12 protein-coding genes are annotated in these 15,372 nt (G+C 73.1%); 1 reads left to right on the top strand and 11 read right to left on the bottom strand.

What is annotated here, in order from left to right:
* Nucleotides 1-23: 23 nt before the first annotated feature.
* From xylB to glmS, 8 genes are all read right to left on the bottom strand, one after another.
* On the bottom strand, nt 24-1,436 hold the full coding sequence (gene xylB / locus IE290_RS15250; RefSeq protein WP_191245266.1) for a xylulokinase: 1,413 nt from the start codon (nt 1,434-1,436) through the stop codon (nt 24-26).
* Complete coding sequence (locus IE290_RS15255; RefSeq protein ID WP_191245267.1) at nt 1,433-2,224, bottom strand: DeoR/GlpR family DNA-binding transcription regulator; 792 nt, start codon at nt 2,222-2,224, stop codon at nt 1,433-1,435. Before IE290_RS15255 ends, xylB begins: the two co-directional genes overlap by 4 nt.
* Complete coding sequence (locus IE290_RS15260) at nt 2,217-3,236, bottom strand: NAD(P)-dependent alcohol dehydrogenase (protein WP_229874563.1); 1,020 nt, start codon at nt 3,234-3,236, stop codon at nt 2,217-2,219. The genes IE290_RS15255 and IE290_RS15260 overlap by 8 nt, the downstream gene beginning before the upstream one ends.
* Before the next feature lies 1 nt (nt 3,237).
* Nucleotides 3,238-4,086: a carbohydrate ABC transporter permease gene (locus IE290_RS15265; RefSeq protein WP_191245268.1), complete on the bottom strand. Its 849-nt coding sequence runs from the start codon at nt 4,084-4,086 to the stop codon at nt 3,238-3,240.
* The gene (locus IE290_RS15270; protein ID WP_229874514.1) at nt 4,083-5,003 is read right to left on the bottom strand and encodes a carbohydrate ABC transporter permease; all 921 of its coding nucleotides are present in this window, start codon (nt 5,001-5,003) and stop codon (nt 4,083-4,085) included. Before IE290_RS15270 ends, IE290_RS15265 begins: the two co-directional genes overlap by 4 nt.
* A complete protein-coding gene (locus tag IE290_RS15275) occupies nt 5,003-6,463 on the bottom strand; it encodes an extracellular solute-binding protein (RefSeq protein ID WP_191245270.1) in 1,461 nt (486 codons plus the stop codon). The genes IE290_RS15270 and IE290_RS15275 overlap by 1 nt, the downstream gene beginning before the upstream one ends.
* A gap of 80 nt (nt 6,464-6,543) precedes the next feature.
* Nucleotides 6,544-7,986 (bottom strand): NAD(P)H-hydrate dehydratase, encoded by a 1,443-nt coding sequence (locus IE290_RS15280; protein WP_191245271.1) that lies wholly within the window; start codon nt 7,984-7,986, stop codon nt 6,544-6,546.
* 65 nt (nt 7,987-8,051) lie between these two features.
* Nucleotides 8,052-9,914, bottom strand: coding sequence for a glutamine--fructose-6-phosphate transaminase (isomerizing) (gene glmS / locus IE290_RS15285; protein ID WP_191245272.1), 1,863 nt, complete (start codon nt 9,912-9,914; stop codon nt 8,052-8,054).
* Nucleotides 9,915-10,035: 121 nt separating this feature from the next.
* Here glmS and IE290_RS15290 point away from each other — a divergent pair, with 121 nt between their 5' ends.
* Complete coding sequence (locus IE290_RS15290; RefSeq protein WP_191245273.1) at nt 10,036-10,851, top strand: dienelactone hydrolase family protein; 816 nt, start codon at nt 10,036-10,038, stop codon at nt 10,849-10,851.
* Between the two features lie 967 nt (nt 10,852-11,818).
* On the opposite strand, the gene IE290_RS15295 is transcribed toward IE290_RS15290, so the two are convergent.
* From IE290_RS15295 to IE290_RS15305, 3 genes are read right to left on the bottom strand one after another with little or no spacing between them, the layout of a single operon-like run.
* Entirely contained in the window at nt 11,819-12,190 is a 372-nt protein-coding gene (locus tag IE290_RS15295) for a hypothetical protein (protein WP_191245274.1), read from the bottom strand.
* A complete protein-coding gene (locus tag IE290_RS38235) occupies nt 12,187-15,048 on the bottom strand; it encodes a hypothetical protein (RefSeq protein WP_191245275.1) in 2,862 nt (953 codons plus the stop codon). Before IE290_RS38235 ends, IE290_RS15295 begins: the two co-directional genes overlap by 4 nt.
* The gene (locus IE290_RS15305; RefSeq protein ID WP_229874515.1) at nt 15,048-15,356 is read right to left on the bottom strand and encodes a hypothetical protein; all 309 of its coding nucleotides are present in this window, start codon (nt 15,354-15,356) and stop codon (nt 15,048-15,050) included. Before IE290_RS15305 ends, IE290_RS38235 begins: the two co-directional genes overlap by 1 nt.
* Nucleotides 15,357-15,372: the final 16 nt, after the last annotated feature.

Consider the following 15,372-nt stretch of genomic DNA (forward strand, 5'->3'; position numbering starts at 1 on the left):
TACCGGGTGGGGACCGCGCCCCCTCACGCCCCCTGCATCGGCACGTTGTGCACCAGCTGCCGCACCGCGAGGTGGCGTCCCCGGATCTCGTCCCCGGCCTCGGGCGAGGACGGCTGCTCGAGCGTCACCTGCGCCTTCGCCTCCCAGGCCGGCGGCTCGGCGCCACCGGCGAGTGCCCACGCCGCCTGGCGCGCCGCGCCCAGGGCGACGTGCTCCGCCGGCTCCGGCACCACCACCGGCACCCCGAACACGACCGGCGCGATCGCCCGCACCGCCTCGGACTGGGCCGCGCCGCCGATCAGCAGCACCCGCCGCGCGGACAGGCCCTGCGCCGCCACCGCGTCCAGCCCCGCCGAGAGCCCGCACAGCATGCCCTCGACCGCGGCCCGCGCCACGTTTTCCGGCGTCATGTTGCCCCGGCGCAGCCCGTGCAGCGAACCGGCCGCCGTGGGCAGGTTCGGGGTGCGCTCGCCGTCCAGGTACGGCAACAGGGTCAGCCCCTCCGCACCCGGCGGGGCCGACAACGCCAGCCGGTCGAGCCCGGCCAGGTCGGTGCCCAGCATCCCGGCCGTCGCGGTCAGCACGCGTGCCGCGTTGAGCGTGCACGCCAACGGCAGGAACCGCCCGGTCGCGTCGGCGAACCCGGCGACCAGGCCGGTGGCGTCCGCGGCCGCCGTCTCGGACACGCCGAACACCGTCCCGCTCGTGCCCAGCGACACCACGACGTCGCCCTCGCCGAGGCCCAGCGCCAGCGCCGCGGCCATGTTGTCGCCCGTGCCGGCCGACACCAGCACCCCGTCCGGCGTCCGCCCGGCCGCCTCCGCCGGGCCCAGCACCCGCGGCAGCTCCGGGTCCCGGCCGCCGAACGCGTGCTTGAGGATGTCCCGCCGGTACACACCGTCCGCCGGCGAGAAGTACCCCGTGCCGGACGCGTCACCGCGGTCGGTCACCGGCTCGCCCCCGGTCAGCCGCCAGGTCAGCCAGTCGTGCGGCAGCACCACCCGCGCCACGCGGTCGGCCAGCTCGGGCTCGTGCTCGGCCAGCCACCGCAGCTTGGTCACCGTGAAGCTGGCGACCGGCACCGAGCCGACCGCCTCCGTCCACGCCGCCGGGCCGCCCAGCTCGCGCACCAGGTCCTCGGCCGCCTGGCCGGACCGCGTGTCGTTCCACAACAGCGCCGGCCGCACGACCTCGCCGTCCTCGTCGAGGGTCACCATGCCGTGCTGCTGACCGCCGACGCCCAGCGCCCGCACGCCGTCCAGCAACCCGTCGCTCGCCTCGGTGAAGGCCCGCCACCACTCGCGCGGGTCCACCTCGGTCGCGTCCGGGTGCGCGGCGCGGCCGGTGCGCACCACGGCGCCGGTCTCGGCGTCGCAGACGACGATCTTCGTGGACTGCGTGGAGGAGTCGACCCCGGCCACCAGCTTGTCCGTCATGCTTCCTCCCGGAGTTGCGCCACCAGCACTTCCACGCCGAGCGCCCGCATCGCGGCGATCTCCTCGGCGGGCGTCTCGTCGTCGGTGATCACCACGTCGTAGGCGCCGACGTCACCGTAGTCGTAGGTCGCGGTGCGGCCGAACTTCGAATGGTCGACCACCAGCACGTTCCGGTTCGACGCGGCCAGCGCGGCCGTCTTGAGGTCCGCGTAGTCGCGCACCGGGTGGTAGAGCCGCCCGCCGGCCACCGCGGTCGCGGAGACGAACCCGACGTCGGCCCGCATCCGGCCGAGCGCGGCGACCGTGTCCGGGCCGCTGCACGAGTCGAACTCGGTGTAGCGGCCGCCGAGCAGCAGCACCTCGACGCCCTCGGCCTCGCCGAGGATCCGGGCCTCCTCCAGCGAGTTGGTGATCACCACCAGCCGTCCCAGCTCCGGGAACCGGCGGACCAGCGGGAACAGGGTCGTCGAGTCGTCGACGAACACCGTCTGCCCCGCGCTGACCTGCTCGAACGCCAGCGCCGACAACGCTTCCTTCACCGGCAGGTTGAGGTTCTCCCGGAAGCGCTTCGCCGTCTCCATGGTCAGCGCCGGGTACGCCGCGACCTTGCCGCGCAGCTTGCGCAGCAGCCGCCGCTCGGCGAGGTCGTCGAGGTCGCGGTGCATCGTCATCAGGCTGACCCCGAACTGCTCGGTCAGCTGGTCGATGCGCACCTCACCGCAGTCGATCACGTGCCGCAGGACCTCCTGGCGGCGCTGCTCGACCTCGGCGTCGGACGGCCTAGGCACGCACCACCGCCTTGATGACCGAGTCGTCCTTCCCGGCGATGGTCAGGGCCTGCTCGACCTCGTCCAGGCCGAACCGGTGGGTGACCAGGCGGTCCAGGTCGACCTCGCCGCTCGCGGCCAGCGCGATCGCGGTCGGCCAGGTGTTGGCGTAGCGGAAGGTGCCGGTGACCTCCAGCTCGAAGTTCTGCACGTGCGCCAGCGGCAGCGGGATCTCGTCGCCGCCCATGCCGATCAGCACGACCCGGCCTGCGCGCGCCACCGTGCGGATGGCCTGCCCCGCCGCGGCCGGCACGCCCGAGCACTCGAGCAGCACGTCCGGCGTGAACCCGGCGTCGGCCAGATTCTCCCGGGACACGTCGATCGTGCCGGTGGCGCCCAGCTCCTCGGCCACCTCCAAGCGGCGCGGGTTGACGTCGGTGACGACGACCTCGCTCGCGCCGAACGCCCGCGCGGTCTGGGTCGCGACCAGGCCGATCGGCCCGGCGCCGGTGATCAGCACGCGGCTGCCCGGCGCGATGCGGGACTTGCGGCTCGCCCACACGCCGACCGACAGCGGTTCGAGCAGGCCGGCCGCGTCGTCGCTGAGCGCGTCCGGCACCGGGTGCGCGAAGTCCTCGCGCAGCACGACGTACCCGCAGAACGCGCCGTCGATCGGCGGGGTGCCGAAGAACCGCATGCGCGGGCACAGGTTGTAGCGGCCGGCCTTGCACTCGCCGCACACCGAGCACGGCACACCCGGTTCGAGGGCGACGCGGGCGCCGATCTCGTGCCGCCGCGCGTCGCTGCCGCGGGCCACCACCACGCCGCTGGGCTCGTGCCCGAGGACCAGCGGCTGCTCGACGACGAAGTCCCCGATGCGGCCGTGCTCGTAGTAGTGCACGTCGGAACCGCAGGTGCCGACGGAGGCGACCCGGATCAGCACCTCGTCCGGCGCCGGCCGCGGCACCGGCCGCTCCTCGATCCGGATGTCGTGGATCCCGTACAGCACGGCGACCTTCATCGTCGCGGGCACATCACTCACCTGTCACGGCTCCCAGCGTCAGGCCGGTGACCAGCCACCGGCGCACGGCGAGACCGGCCACGATCATCGGCAACACCACAATAGTGCCGATGGCCGTGAGCTGGCCCCAGTCGATTCCCGTCTGCGTCACGAGCTGGTCGGCGGCGATCGGCAGGGTCTGCGAGTGCGGACCGCCGAACACCAGCGCGAACGCGTAGTCGTTCCAGGAGAACACCAGGCACAGCACGAAGGTGGTCACCAGGCCCGACTTGGTCAGCGGCAGCACGACGTACCAGAACGCCTGCCACCGCGTGCAGCCCGCGACCAGCGCGGACTCCTCCACCGAGGGCGGCACCTCGGCGAAGAACGCGCTCATCAGCCAGATCGCGAACGGCAGGTTGAACGTCAGGTACGCCAGGATCAGCCCGGGGATGCTGTCGATCAGGTTCGCGCCGCGGAACAGCAGGAACAGCGGCAGCACCACGACCGCGATCGGCGCCATCCGGGTCGAGATGATCCAGAACGCGACGTGCTTCTTGGCCCGCATCCGGGTGCCGGCGAGCCCGTAGCCGGCCAGCGCGCCGATCGCGACCGCGAGCACCGAGGAGATGCCGGAGGCGAGCACGCTGTGCCAGATGTAGGGGCCGAGGTTGTTGGCGCCGGTGAACAGGCTGCGGTAGTTCTCCAGCGTGGGCTGGAACAGGAACTCCGGCTCCGCCGCCGTGACGTCCACATCGGACTTGAACGAGGACGCGACCATCCACACCAGCGGCACCAATGTCCACAGCAGACCGATGATCACCACCACGCGGACGCCCAGCCGGGCACGCAGCGGGGTGCGGTCGATGGCGCTCGTCGTCATCGGGTCAGCCCCTTCCTGTCCAGTACCCGGACGAACGCCCGCGCGATGAGGATCGTCACGACCAGCATGACGATCCCGATCACCGCGGCGTAGCCGAGGTCGAAGAAGCGGAAAGCCGTTTCGTAGAGCCGGATCGGCACAGTCTTGGTCGCGTCTGCGGGGCCGCCGTTGGTGGTGACGTTGATGATGTCGAAGTAGCGGATGGCGTCCATCGAGCGGATCAGCAACGCCACCATCAGCACGCCGGAGATCGAGGGCAGCAGGACGTGCCGGAAGCTCTGCCAGCCGTTCGCGCCGTCCAGCGCGGCCGCTTCGCGGATGCTCTGCGGCACCGAGGTCAGCCCGGCGAGCACGACCAGCGTGATCAGCGGCGTCCACTCCCAGACGTCCATCGCGACCACCGCGGCGAACGCGGACGTGCCGCTGCCGAGGATGTCGCCGTGGTAGCCGACCAGGCCGAGCAGCCAGGTGTAGAGGCCGAACGTGGAGTCGGTGAGGAACCGGCCGAGCAGGCCGACGATCACCGGCGCGACGAACATCGGCAGCAGGAACAGCGTCAGCAGCAGGTTGCGGGCGCGCATCAGCTTCCACAGGCACAGCGCGAACGCCAGGCCCAACAGCATCTCCAGGCCGACGGTCAGCACGAAGAACGCGATGGTGCGCAGCCACTGCGTCCACAGGTCGAGATCGGAGAACAGCCGCGCCCAGTAGGTGAGGCCGACGTTGTCGAACACCACCCCGCCGAGCAGGTGCACCCGCGAGAAGCTCATCGCGATGATCGTGACCAGCGGGATGACCGACAGCAGCGCGAGCAGGATCATGCCCGGCGTCATCATGAGGCCGTGGAAGCCGATCCGCTTGCGCGGCTTGGCGTTCCGGACGGGCGTCGTGGTGGGAGCGTCGAGTGTCGTGGTCATCAGGCCGCCCACCCCCGTGCCGTGATCCGGTCGATCTTCGTCGCCGCGTCGCGCATCGTCTCGGCGGGCGAGGTGTCACCGGCGAGCATTTTGGACAGTTGCGTGTAGACGGCGGTGTCGCACTCGTTCCACATCGGGATCTTCGGCCGCAGCCCGATGTTCTCCGGCTGCCACGCGGTCGCCACGGCGGGCGCGGCGAGGATGTTCGGCATCGCGGACGGCCGGTGCTCGGCGGCCTTCACCTCGGGCAGGTCGTAGACGGACTGGCGGGTCGGGGTGCCACCGCCGGCTTCGCTCTTCAGGTTGGCCAGCTGGGTCTGCGTCGAGGTCGCCCACAGCACGAACAGCCACGCGGCCATGCGCTCGTTGGGCTGGGTGTTGCCGTTGATGCCGATGCCGCAGCCGCCGTAGTGGTTGGCGGAGCGGACCGGCCCGCGCGGCAGCGGCGCGTAGCCGAAGCGGCCCGGCATGGCCTTCTCGTTGGCGGCGGCGTACTCGTGCCAGTTGACGCACATCGCGATGCGGCCCGAGCTGAGCGCCGGGGCCAGGCCGTTCCAGTCCCAGGTCTTCGACGACGGGTCGGCGATCGACAGGAGCCGCTGGTAGAACTCGGCGGCGGCGATCGCGGCGTCGCTGCCGAGGCGGCAGGGGCCGGGGTCGGTGGCGCCGTACAGGCCGATCTCGGTGCCGTGGTCGAAGTAGTCGCCGCCGTAGGACCACAGCACGTTGGAGAAGTCGCACATCAGCGAGTCGTGCTGCTTGGCCTGGTGACCGGTGCCGTAGGCGACCTCGTCGGCGTTGTCGGTGAACCACTTGGCGATCCGCAGGTACTCGTCCCAGGTCCGGTCGAGGCCGGGGGTCGGGTCGAAGCCGAGGTCGTCGGCCATCCGCGCGCCGTACTTGTCGAACAGGTCGGCGCGGTACTGCCAGATCATCGTCGGGCAGTCGTAGGGGACGGCGAAGATCTTGTCCCGGTCGCCGAACCGGCCGGCGGCGTCGAGCTGGGTCGGGATGAAGTCGTCCCAGCCGGTGAACTCGGGCAGACCGGGCTGCGCGGCGAGCTCCCGCAGGTCGACCAGGCCCTTCGAGTAGGGCGCGAGCACCTGGTAGGGGTCGGCGTAGATCACGTGGTACTGCGATTCGCCGCCGGCCAGGTCGAGGGCGACCTTCTGGACCAGGGCGGACAGCTCCAGCGTGACGATGTTGACGTTGATGCCGGTCAGGTCGGTGAACGGCTTGAGGTTCGCCGCGATGGCCGCGGTGGGCGCGGTGTTCTCCGAGATGAGGTTGATGGTGGCGCCGGCGAACTGGCGCCAGCGGTCGTCGGTGGCGATCCGTGGCGCGTCCTGGCGGGCTCCGCAGGCGCCGAGCAGGCCGCCGGTGGCGAGGGCCGCGCCGCCCGCCAGCGCTCCTCTGAGCACCGACCGCCGCGCGACGCCCCTGGGGGGCGCTCCCGTCATTGGGTTCCTCCGTAGTTGGTGGGGACGCCCACTTATTTACCAGAGGAAGACCGGCTTGTTAACACATAACTCGATAAGTTTTACTCAAAGAGCCCCACGCGGAGCGTCCGTACCGCCTGCGGGATCGCGGCGAGGATGCCCGACGCCGACACCGGCACCCCGCGCGCCGCGAGGTCCCCGGCCAGCGAGTGCACGTACGCCGCGCATCCGGCGGCCAGCCACGGGTCCAGCCCGCTCGCCAGGAGCGAGCCGATCAAGCCGGACAGCACGTCGCCCGAACCGGCCGTCGCCAGCCACGAGCCGCGGGCGACGTTGACCAGCAGGCGGCCGTCCGGGTCGGCGACGATCGTGACGTTGCCCTTGAGCAGCACGACCGCGTCGTACTTGGCCGCGGCCTCCCGCACCGACGCGACCCGGTCCTCGCCCGGCGGCCGGCCCATCAGGCGTTCGAACTCGCCCGCGTGCGGGGTCAGCACCAGCGGCGTGCCCGGGTCGCGGGCGTCCAGCACGTCCGGGCGGTGGGCCATCAGCGTGGTCGCGTCGGCGTCCGCACACACCGGGACCCCGGCGCCCAGCACGTGGGTGAGCACCTCGCGGCCCTCACTCCCGGTGCCGATCCCCGGCCCGACCACCCAGGCCTGCACGCGCCCGGCGTCGGTCACCGAACCGGTCGCCACGACCTCCGGCCACCGCGAGCGCACGACATCGGCCGCCGGGCCGGCGTAGCGCACCATGCCGGAGGTCGCGAGCACCGCGGAACCGGTGGCGAGCACCGCCGCGCCGGGGTAGGTCGCCGAGCCGGCCGCGATGCCCGTCACGCCCTGGCTGTACTTGTTGTCCTCCGGCCCCGGCACCGGCCACGCGCGGCCCACGTCGGCGGCGTCCAGCTGCCGCAGGTCCGGGTCGTCCAGGTCGAGTCCGATGTCGACCAGCTCGACCCGGCCGCAGCGCGCCGGGTTGAGGACGTGCACCGGTTTGCGTGCGCCGAAGGTCACCGTCCGCGTGGCCGTGACCGCCGCGCCCGGCACCGCCCCGGTGTCCGGCTCGACGCCACTGGGCAGGTCGACCGCCAGCACCGGCGCGTGGACGTGCTCGACCAGCGCCGCCGCGTCCGGGCGGAGGCCGCCGTGCGCTGACAGGCCGACGATGCCGTCGATCACCAGGTCCGCGGTTTGGAGCACGGCCGGGCCGTCCTCGGCGGAGACCACGCGGCCCTTCGCCCGCCGCAGCGCGGCCAGCCCGGCGGCGTGCGCCTTCTCGGGCTTGAGCAGGATCGCGGTGACGCTCACATTGCGGCGCCGCAGGAACGCACCCGCCCACAGCGCGTCACCGCCGTTGTTGCCCGCGCCGACGAGCAGCGCGACCCGGCGTCCGGACACCCGCCCGGTGTGCTCGGCCAGCATCTCGGCCGCGTGCACGGCGACCGCGAACGCGGCCTTGTGCATCAACGCGCCTTCCGGCGTGACGGCCAGCAGCCGCTCTTCGGCCGCGCGAATTCGTTCGGTGGTCCAAATGCCTCGCATCAGTCGAGGCTAGCGGCGCGGAGCGCCTCCGTTGAGGGTGGCGGAGGGGAAGCGGCTGGCCCTGTCTACTCCACGGTCACCGACTTCGCCAGGTTGCGCGGCTTGTCCACGTCGTATCCACGCGAGCGGGCGATCTCGGCCGAGAGCACCTGCAGCGGCACCGTCGACACCAGCGGCTGGAGCAGCGTCGGCACCGCCGGTACCTCGATCAACTCGTCGGCGAACGGGCGCACGGTGTCGTCGCCCTCCTCGGCGATCACGATCGTGCGCGCGCCGCGGGCCTGGATCTCGCTGATGTTGGACACCAGCTTGGCGTGCAGCACCGCGCGGCCCTTCGGCGAGGGCATCACGACGACGACCGGCAGGCCCTCCTCGATCAGCGCGATCGGGCCGTGCTTCAGCTCGCCGGCGGCGAAGGCCTCGGCGTGCATGTACGCCAGCTCCTTGAGCTTGAGCGCACCCTCCAGCGCGACCGGGTAGCCGACGTGCCTGCCCAGGAACAGCACGGCCTTCGAGTCGGCGATGCCGCGGCTGAGCGCGCGCACCTGGTCCACAGTGGACAGCACCTTGTGCACGGCGGCCGGCATGGCCTCCAGCTCGGCGAACTCGCGCGCGACCTCGTCCGGGTACTTGGTGCCGCGGGCCTGCGCGAGCGCGAGGCCGACGAGGTAGTTCGCCGCGATCTGCGACAGGAACGTCTTCGTCGCCGCGACCCCGACCTCGGGCCCGGCGTGCGTGTAGAGCACGGCGTCGGACTCGCGCGGGATCTGCGCGCCGTTGGTGTTGCAGACGGCCAGCACGCGGGCCTTCTGGTCGCGGGCGTGGCGGATCGCCTCGAGCGTGTCGGCGGTCTCCCCGGACTGCGACACCGCGACGACCAGGGTGTCCCGGTCCAGCACCGGGTCGCGGTAGCGGAACTCGCTGGCCAGCTCGACCTCGACCGGCAGGCGGCACCAGTGCTCGATCGCGTACTTGGCGACCAGGCCGGAGTGGTAGGCCGAACCGCAGGCCACCACGAACACCTTGTCGACCTCGCGCAGGTCCTGGTCGGACAGGCGCTGCTCGTCGAGGACGATGCGGCCGCGGTCGAAGTGCCCGCGCAGCGTGTTCGCCAGCGCCTCCGGCTGCTCCTCGATCTCCTTGAGCATGAAGTACTCGTGGCCGCCCTTCTCGGCGGCGGAGAGGTCCCAGTTGACCGTGAACGGCTTGCCCTGCGCGGGCTCGCCGGCGAAGTCGGAGATGTCGTAGCCCTCGCGGGTGATGACCACGACCTGGTCCTGCCCCAGCTCGACGGCCTCGCGGGTGTGCTCGATGAAGGCCGACACGTCGGAGGCGACGAAGTGCTCGCCCTCGCCGACCCCCACGACGAGCGGGGACGACCGCCGCGCGGCGACGATCATGTCCGGCTGGTCGGCGTGGGTGACGACCAGGGTGAACGCACCTTCGAGGCGGCGGCACACGGCCCGGACGCTGGCCGGCAGGTCACCGGCGGTGGGGCCGTCGGCGTAGGCGCGGGCCACCAGGTGGGCGGCGGTCTCGGTGTCGGTGTCGCTGGTCATCTCGACACCGTCGGCCTCCAGCTCCGCGCGCAGGGCGGCGAAGTTCTCGATGATGCCGTTGTGCACGACGGCGACGCGCTGCGAGGCGTCCCGGTGCGGGTGCGAGTTGCGGTCGATGGGGGCGCCGTGGGTGGCCCAGCGGGTGTGGCCCATGCCCGCGGTGCCGGCGAACCGGTCCAGGCCGTGTTCGGCGAGCGCGCCCTCCAGGTTGGCCAGTCGGCCCGCCTTGCGTTCGACGGTCAGCTCGCCGGCGCCGTCCAGCACGGCCACCCCGGCCGAGTCATAGCCTCGGTACTCCATCCGGCGCAGCCCGCCGAGCACGACGTCCAGCGCCTGCCGGTGACCGACATATCCCACGATTCCGCACACCCCACCAGCCTAACGAGGGATGCGGTGTGCGCTCCCCCGGCTCATCTCCACCTCGGTGAAACCGCGCTTCCGATGGATGTTGCGCGGCCGTGCCGGGGCGGGCTGCCCTAAGCTCTCGACCATGGTCAGCAAGCCCAAGGAGCTGCTCGAAGAGCTGTCGCACGCGGGACCGCACGAGGTGCTGCGGGGCAACCTCGCGCTCGCCGGATTGCCCGGTGTGGTCTTCACCCCACGAAGCGGCCTCGGGCTGCCGGCCGTCGCGTTCGGCCACGGGTGGCTGCAGCCGCCCGGGCGCTACCGCGGGTTGTTGAGTCACCTGGCGAGCTGGGGCATCGTGGCCGCGGCGCCCGCGACGCAGCTGGGTCCGCTGCCGTCGCACCGCCTGCTGGCCGCCGACCTGCGCGCGACGCTCGACGTGGTGACCGGCGTGCGGCTCGGCCCGGACGCGATCAGCGTGGACCCGGGCCGGCTGGGGCTGGCGGGGCACTCGACGGGTGGCGGGTCGGCGGTGCTGGCTGCTGCGGGTCCCGGTGAGGTGCGCGGGGTGGCGACGTTCGCCGCGGCGCAGACGCTGCCGTCCGCGAGCGCGGCCGCGGTGCGCGTGACGGCACCGGGCCTGCACCTGGCCGCGGACGGCGACCTGGTGGCCCCGGCGGGCGGCAACGCGGAGGCGATAGCGAAGGCCTGGGGCGGGCCGGTCCAGTACCGAAAGGTCGACAAGTCGACTCACCTCGCGCTGACCGAGGGCGGCCACTGGAGCCAGCGCTTGCTGCACGGAAAGCCGAACCACCGGACGCAGATGCTGGTGAGGGCCCTGTTCACGGCGTTCTTCCTGACGCACCTGACGGGGACGGACAAGTACCGCGGGGTCCTGGAGGCGGACGCGAAGCGCGCGGCGATCGACTTCGAGCGCGAGGCGTTGCCGGCAGCTGCTTAGGCGGGTTTGCCGGCGGGCCGCGCCGGTCCCGGCGGGCTGCTGGTCCCGGCAGGGCGGCCGGCCCCGGCGGGGCGTCCCGGCAGGGCGGCCCATCCCGGCAGGGCGGCCGGCCCCGGCAGCGCAGCCGATCCCGGCGGGCGGCTGGTCCAGCAGGTACCGCAGCACGGCGGCCCCCGCCGGCGAGCCCCGACCGCCCCGCCCGACGGCGGAGGCGAGCCAGCCCCGCATCCCGACTCCGGGCCCCGACGCCGCCACCACCCCGGCAGGCGAGCCGGCCGCCCCGCCCCGCGGCGCGTGAGCCAGCGTTCGCGCCCGCCGCCGATCCGCCAGCCGCCCACACGACAGCGGCTACCCGGCTGCGACCTTCAGCCACCTCTCCCTCGGGTCGCGATCGGTCGCGCCCGCCCCACCAGCACCCACGGCCACACCCCCGCCGCGCCCCTCATCCACCCCGCCCCCGGGGTCACGATCCCCGCGCCATGGTCACGCACGCCTTACCAGCACGCCCACGGCCACACCCCGCCGCGACCTTCACCCACCTCGCCCCCGGGGCGCGATCGCCCGCCGCTGTAGTCGCGCCGCCCTACCAGCACACGCACGGCCACACCCCGCCGCGACTTCACTCACCCCGCCCAGGGGTCGCGATAGCCCGCACTGTGGTCGCGCACGCCCCACCAGCACACCCACGGCCACACCCCGCGGCGCCCCTCACCCACCCCCGCCCCGGGGTCACGATCCCCCGCGCCGTGGTCACGCACGCCCCACACCCACAGGCACACCCGCCGCGCCCCTCACCCACCCCACCCAGGGGTCGCGATAGCCCGCACTGTGGTCGCGCACGCCCCACCAGCACACCCACGGCCACACCCCGCGGCGCCCCTCACCCACCCCGCCCCCGGGGCGCGACCCCCCGCGCCGTGGTCGCGCAGGCCCTGGCAGCGCGCCTGGAGTTCGCGGGGTGGCTGCTTCAGCCCAGCCAGTCCTTGTTCGAGTAGTCGTCCTCGGGGTCGTCGGGGCGGGCGTGGCGGCCTCGGCGGGTCGCGGCTTCCGGCGGTGGGGCGTGGCGGTTGGTGGGTTCGGTCGCCATCTCGGGGTCCTCGAAGTCCAGCCCGAGCGAGGCGTTGGGGTCGGGCTTCTCGGGCCGCTCCCAGCCGGCGGCGGTCCGCGCGCGGGCGGCCTGCTCGGCGAGGCGCTGCACGGTCGCGGCGGTTTCCCTCGTGAGGTCGTCGGTGCGGGACTGGCTCTCCGCGAGGCTCGTGTCGACCCGGCGGCTGATCAGCTCGTGGCGGGCCACGCGCTCGGCGGCGATCGCGTCGAGTCGCGTCTGGAACTCGCTCACCTGCGGGTCTCCTCGTCGTCCAGCGAACCGCTGATGCGGCCGCCCGAGCCAGGGCTGTCGAAGATGTCACCGTCGACGCGGTAGGCGCGCGAAGTCCGTTCTGGGTCGTCACCGCCCTGCTGCCCCGCTGCCGGTGGCATGCCGCCGAGCATGCCCATCCCGCCCGGATCGACGGCGGCGCCGACCGGATCCAGCCCCGGCGCCGTGCCGAGGGTCGCCCCGGAGGCGGCGGGCGCCGACGAGTGACTGAGCGAGCCGGGATCCCCGAGGGAGCCGCTGACCTGGGTGCCGAGCCCGTCCGCGACCCCGCCGAGTGCACTCGCCGGGGAGGTCTGGTCCTGAACGCCGAAGCCGGGAGCACCACCATCGGCGAAGCCGGAGGCTGTTTGATCGGTGGCAGCCGCGTGACCGGCACCGGGGAAGCCGGGCGCACCAGCACCGGCGACGCCGGGGGCGGTCTGAGCGGCACTCGCGCCTCCGGATGACGCCGGCTGCGCGGAGTCGGATGCGAGTCCCTGCCCGGCCGCAGCAGCCGCCGGCTCGGCGCCAGCGGCAACGTCCTGCGTGGCCGCGCCGCCGGTGGCCGCCAGCCCAGGGTCGGGGGCGACCCGACCAGCGGAGGCGGCCGCGTGCGCGGCGTCGGAGGTGAAGGCCCCGCCGGGAGCGGCCTGTGCGGCATCCTGCCAAGCCACGCTGCCGACAGCAGCCGCATCCCCGGTGGCGGGGGTGGCGGAATGCCCGGCCAGGCCGCCCGAGGCTGCCGCCAGCCCAGGGTCAGGGGCGGCCACGCCGCCGGAGGCGGCCGTCTGCTCGGCGTCGGGGGCGAAGCCGTGAACTGCCGCGCCGCTGGGGGCGGCTGAGTGCTCGGCACCGGTGGTGGAGGCTTGCTCAGCCGCCTGCTCGGGGGCGAAGGCTCCGGCTGTGCCCAACCGCTCGGCGGCGTCCGGGAAGGAGGCGGTGCCGAAGGCTCCAGCTGTCGCCGACCGCTCGGCGGCCTCCGGGAGGGAGCCGGTGCCGAAGGCTCCAGCTGTACCCGACCGCTCGGCGGCGTCCGAGAGGGAGCCGGGGGCGAAGGCTCCGGCTGTGGCCGACCGCTGGGCGGCTTCCGCCAGGGGGGCGGCTGCTCCCGCGCCGGCCGAGGGCGCGGGCTCCTCGCCGAGGGTGTAGGTCGTCGGGGGGCCTGTGCCGTCGTCGATGGTGATCACCGTCGGGCCGGAGCCGCCGGTTGGGCGTTCCGCTGTGATGTGCAGCGGGCCCTCGTCGATGTGGATCTTGCCGTCGGCGGCTGGGGTGTGAGCGGGGTTGGCCGGGTCGGGGGTTCCCCACGTGAGCTGGTAGTCCTTCGGCCGGCCGTCGCCGGTGTCGATCTTAATCGCCATCCGACCGGTCTGGTCCGGTTCGGACATTTCGAGCTTGCTGTCGCCCCGCTGGACCGTCAGCGTGTCCTGCTCGTCCGGCACCGGCGCGACGGGGGCGACTGCCGGGGGGACGATCGGTGCGGCGGCCGGTGGCGGCGCGGCCGCGCCGCCCGTCAACCCATCGGCGCTGCCAACGCCAGCCGACCCAGCACCGCCGGCACCAGCCGCGCCGCCTGCCAAGCCACCACCGCCGGCGCCAGCCGCGCCGCCCGAACCCCCGCCTGAGCGACCCGAACCGCCCGCCCCCGTACGCGCGGGCACCGCTGCGGCCTCACCGACCGCGGCGAACGGGTTGTCCGGCACCTTCTGCAGCTCGGTGTTCAGCGCCGCCCACTGAGCTGCCACAGCGACACGCGTGTTCTCGCACATCGACTGGAATTCGCCGACGAACCCGGCGAACCAGCCGCAGAACTGCGCCAGCCAGCTCTTCGCCCACGCCTGCACCGCGTCCAGCAGCTCATCGGACATCCCGAACGACGAACCCATCAGCAACTGGCCCGCCAGCGGCGAATGCTGCCCGATCAAGAACGGGATGAAGTGCTTGAAGTCGTCCGCGCTGGCGTTGCGCCCCAGCTCGGCGATCCGCGTGAGCCGGTCCGTGTCCTGCGCCGTCAGCCCCTGCTGCTGCGGCCACGTCTGGAACGCGTACTGCAGCACCCACGAAGCCTTGTCCCGGCACGACCCGGCCACCGCGGCGATCGTGCGGTTCACCACGTCCGCCGCGTGCTCCAACGCCTGCTCGACCGTCTTGACCCCGTCCCCGAACTTCGTCCAGGACGCCGCCGCCGCGTTCTTCCCGTCGCCGTCCCACGAGCCGAACAGGGCCTGCATCGCCGAGTTCTGCGACGGCGCCGCGTCGGCGACCGACTCCCGCACCTGCACGATCTCGGCCACCCCGGCGGCGAACTTGTCGAACGGGATGTCGCGCTGCTCGTCGTACCGGTCGATCAGCTCCGGCAGGCGGAAGTCCGGCAGCCCGGGCGCGGCCACCGCACGCGCCCGGCTGTACACCGGCAGCCAGGTGCGGAAACTGTCCAGCCCCGCCGCGCCCGCGTCCAGGATCTCGTTCGAGTTCGCCGCCCCCGCGCTGGTGTCCGTGCCCTTCAGCGAGTCGAGGCGCGCCTTCCCGTCGTCGACCGCCCGCGCCTGCGCCTCGCGCGCCGCCTGCATGTTCGCGTCGTGCTTGCCCTGCGCCGCTGAGTACGCGTCGTAGGCGAACGCGCCGTCCGTCAGGTCCCGGTCGGTGAAGCCGAACCGGTCCTGATAGGACTCCAGCAGCTGCTTCTTCTCGTTCTCGTTCCGGAAGCCGTAGCCGACCGGGTCGTGGTCACCGATGGCGTCGAAGTACCGGACGAGCAGGGTCCGTTTGGTCTCGTCGTCGATCTTCGGGTCGTCGACGAGCTGCTGGACCTCCTGGATCGTGGGCAGCCGCGCCGCCATCAGTTCGCCGCTTTCCGCACGCCGGCCTGCGACTGGTCGTCGGCGGCGGTGTAGGACCTGCCCGCGCCGCCCAGTTTGTCCGCGTACTCACCGGAAGCGCGCACGTAGCTGTCCACACAGGCCACCAGCCGCTCCACGCCCGCCTTGAACCCGGCGAAGGACTCGTGGTGCTTTCGGCCGAAGTCCTCGGCCTTGATCCGCACGTCCCGCAGGTTGGGCAGCGTGTACTTCAGCTGCGTCCCGGGCTCGTCCCGGACCGCCGCCGCGGCGGCGCTCAGCTGCTGCGGATCGACCTCGTACCCGGCCACGACCACTCCCCCTCAA

It is taken from the genome of Amycolatopsis deserti, assembly GCF_014653945.1.
Classification (GTDB): Bacteria; Actinomycetota; Actinomycetes; order Mycobacteriales; family Pseudonocardiaceae; genus Amycolatopsis_E; species Amycolatopsis_E deserti.

Coding starts and splice junctions, on each gene's coding strand:
- xylB (WP_191245266.1), bottom strand. CDS start 1,436: ATGACGGACAAGCTGGTGGCCGGGGTCGACTCCTCCACGCAGTCCACG.
- IE290_RS15265 (WP_191245268.1), bottom strand. CDS start 4,086: ATGACGACGAGCGCCATCGACCGCACCCCGCTGCGTGCCCGGCTGGGC.
- IE290_RS15270 (WP_229874514.1), bottom strand. CDS start 5,003: ATGACCACGACACTCGACGCTCCCACCACGACGCCCGTCCGGAACGCC.
- IE290_RS15275 (WP_191245270.1), bottom strand. CDS start 6,463: ATGACGGGAGCGCCCCCCAGGGGCGTCGCGCGGCGGTCGGTGCTCAGA.
- IE290_RS15280 (WP_191245271.1), bottom strand. CDS start 7,986: ATGCGAGGCATTTGGACCACCGAACGAATTCGCGCGGCCGAAGAGCGG.
- IE290_RS15290 (WP_191245273.1), top strand. CDS start 10,036: ATGGTCAGCAAGCCCAAGGAGCTGCTCGAAGAGCTGTCGCACGCGGGA.
- IE290_RS38235 (WP_191245275.1), bottom strand. CDS start 15,048: ATGGCGGCGCGGCTGCCCACGATCCAGGAGGTCCAGCAGCTCGTCGAC.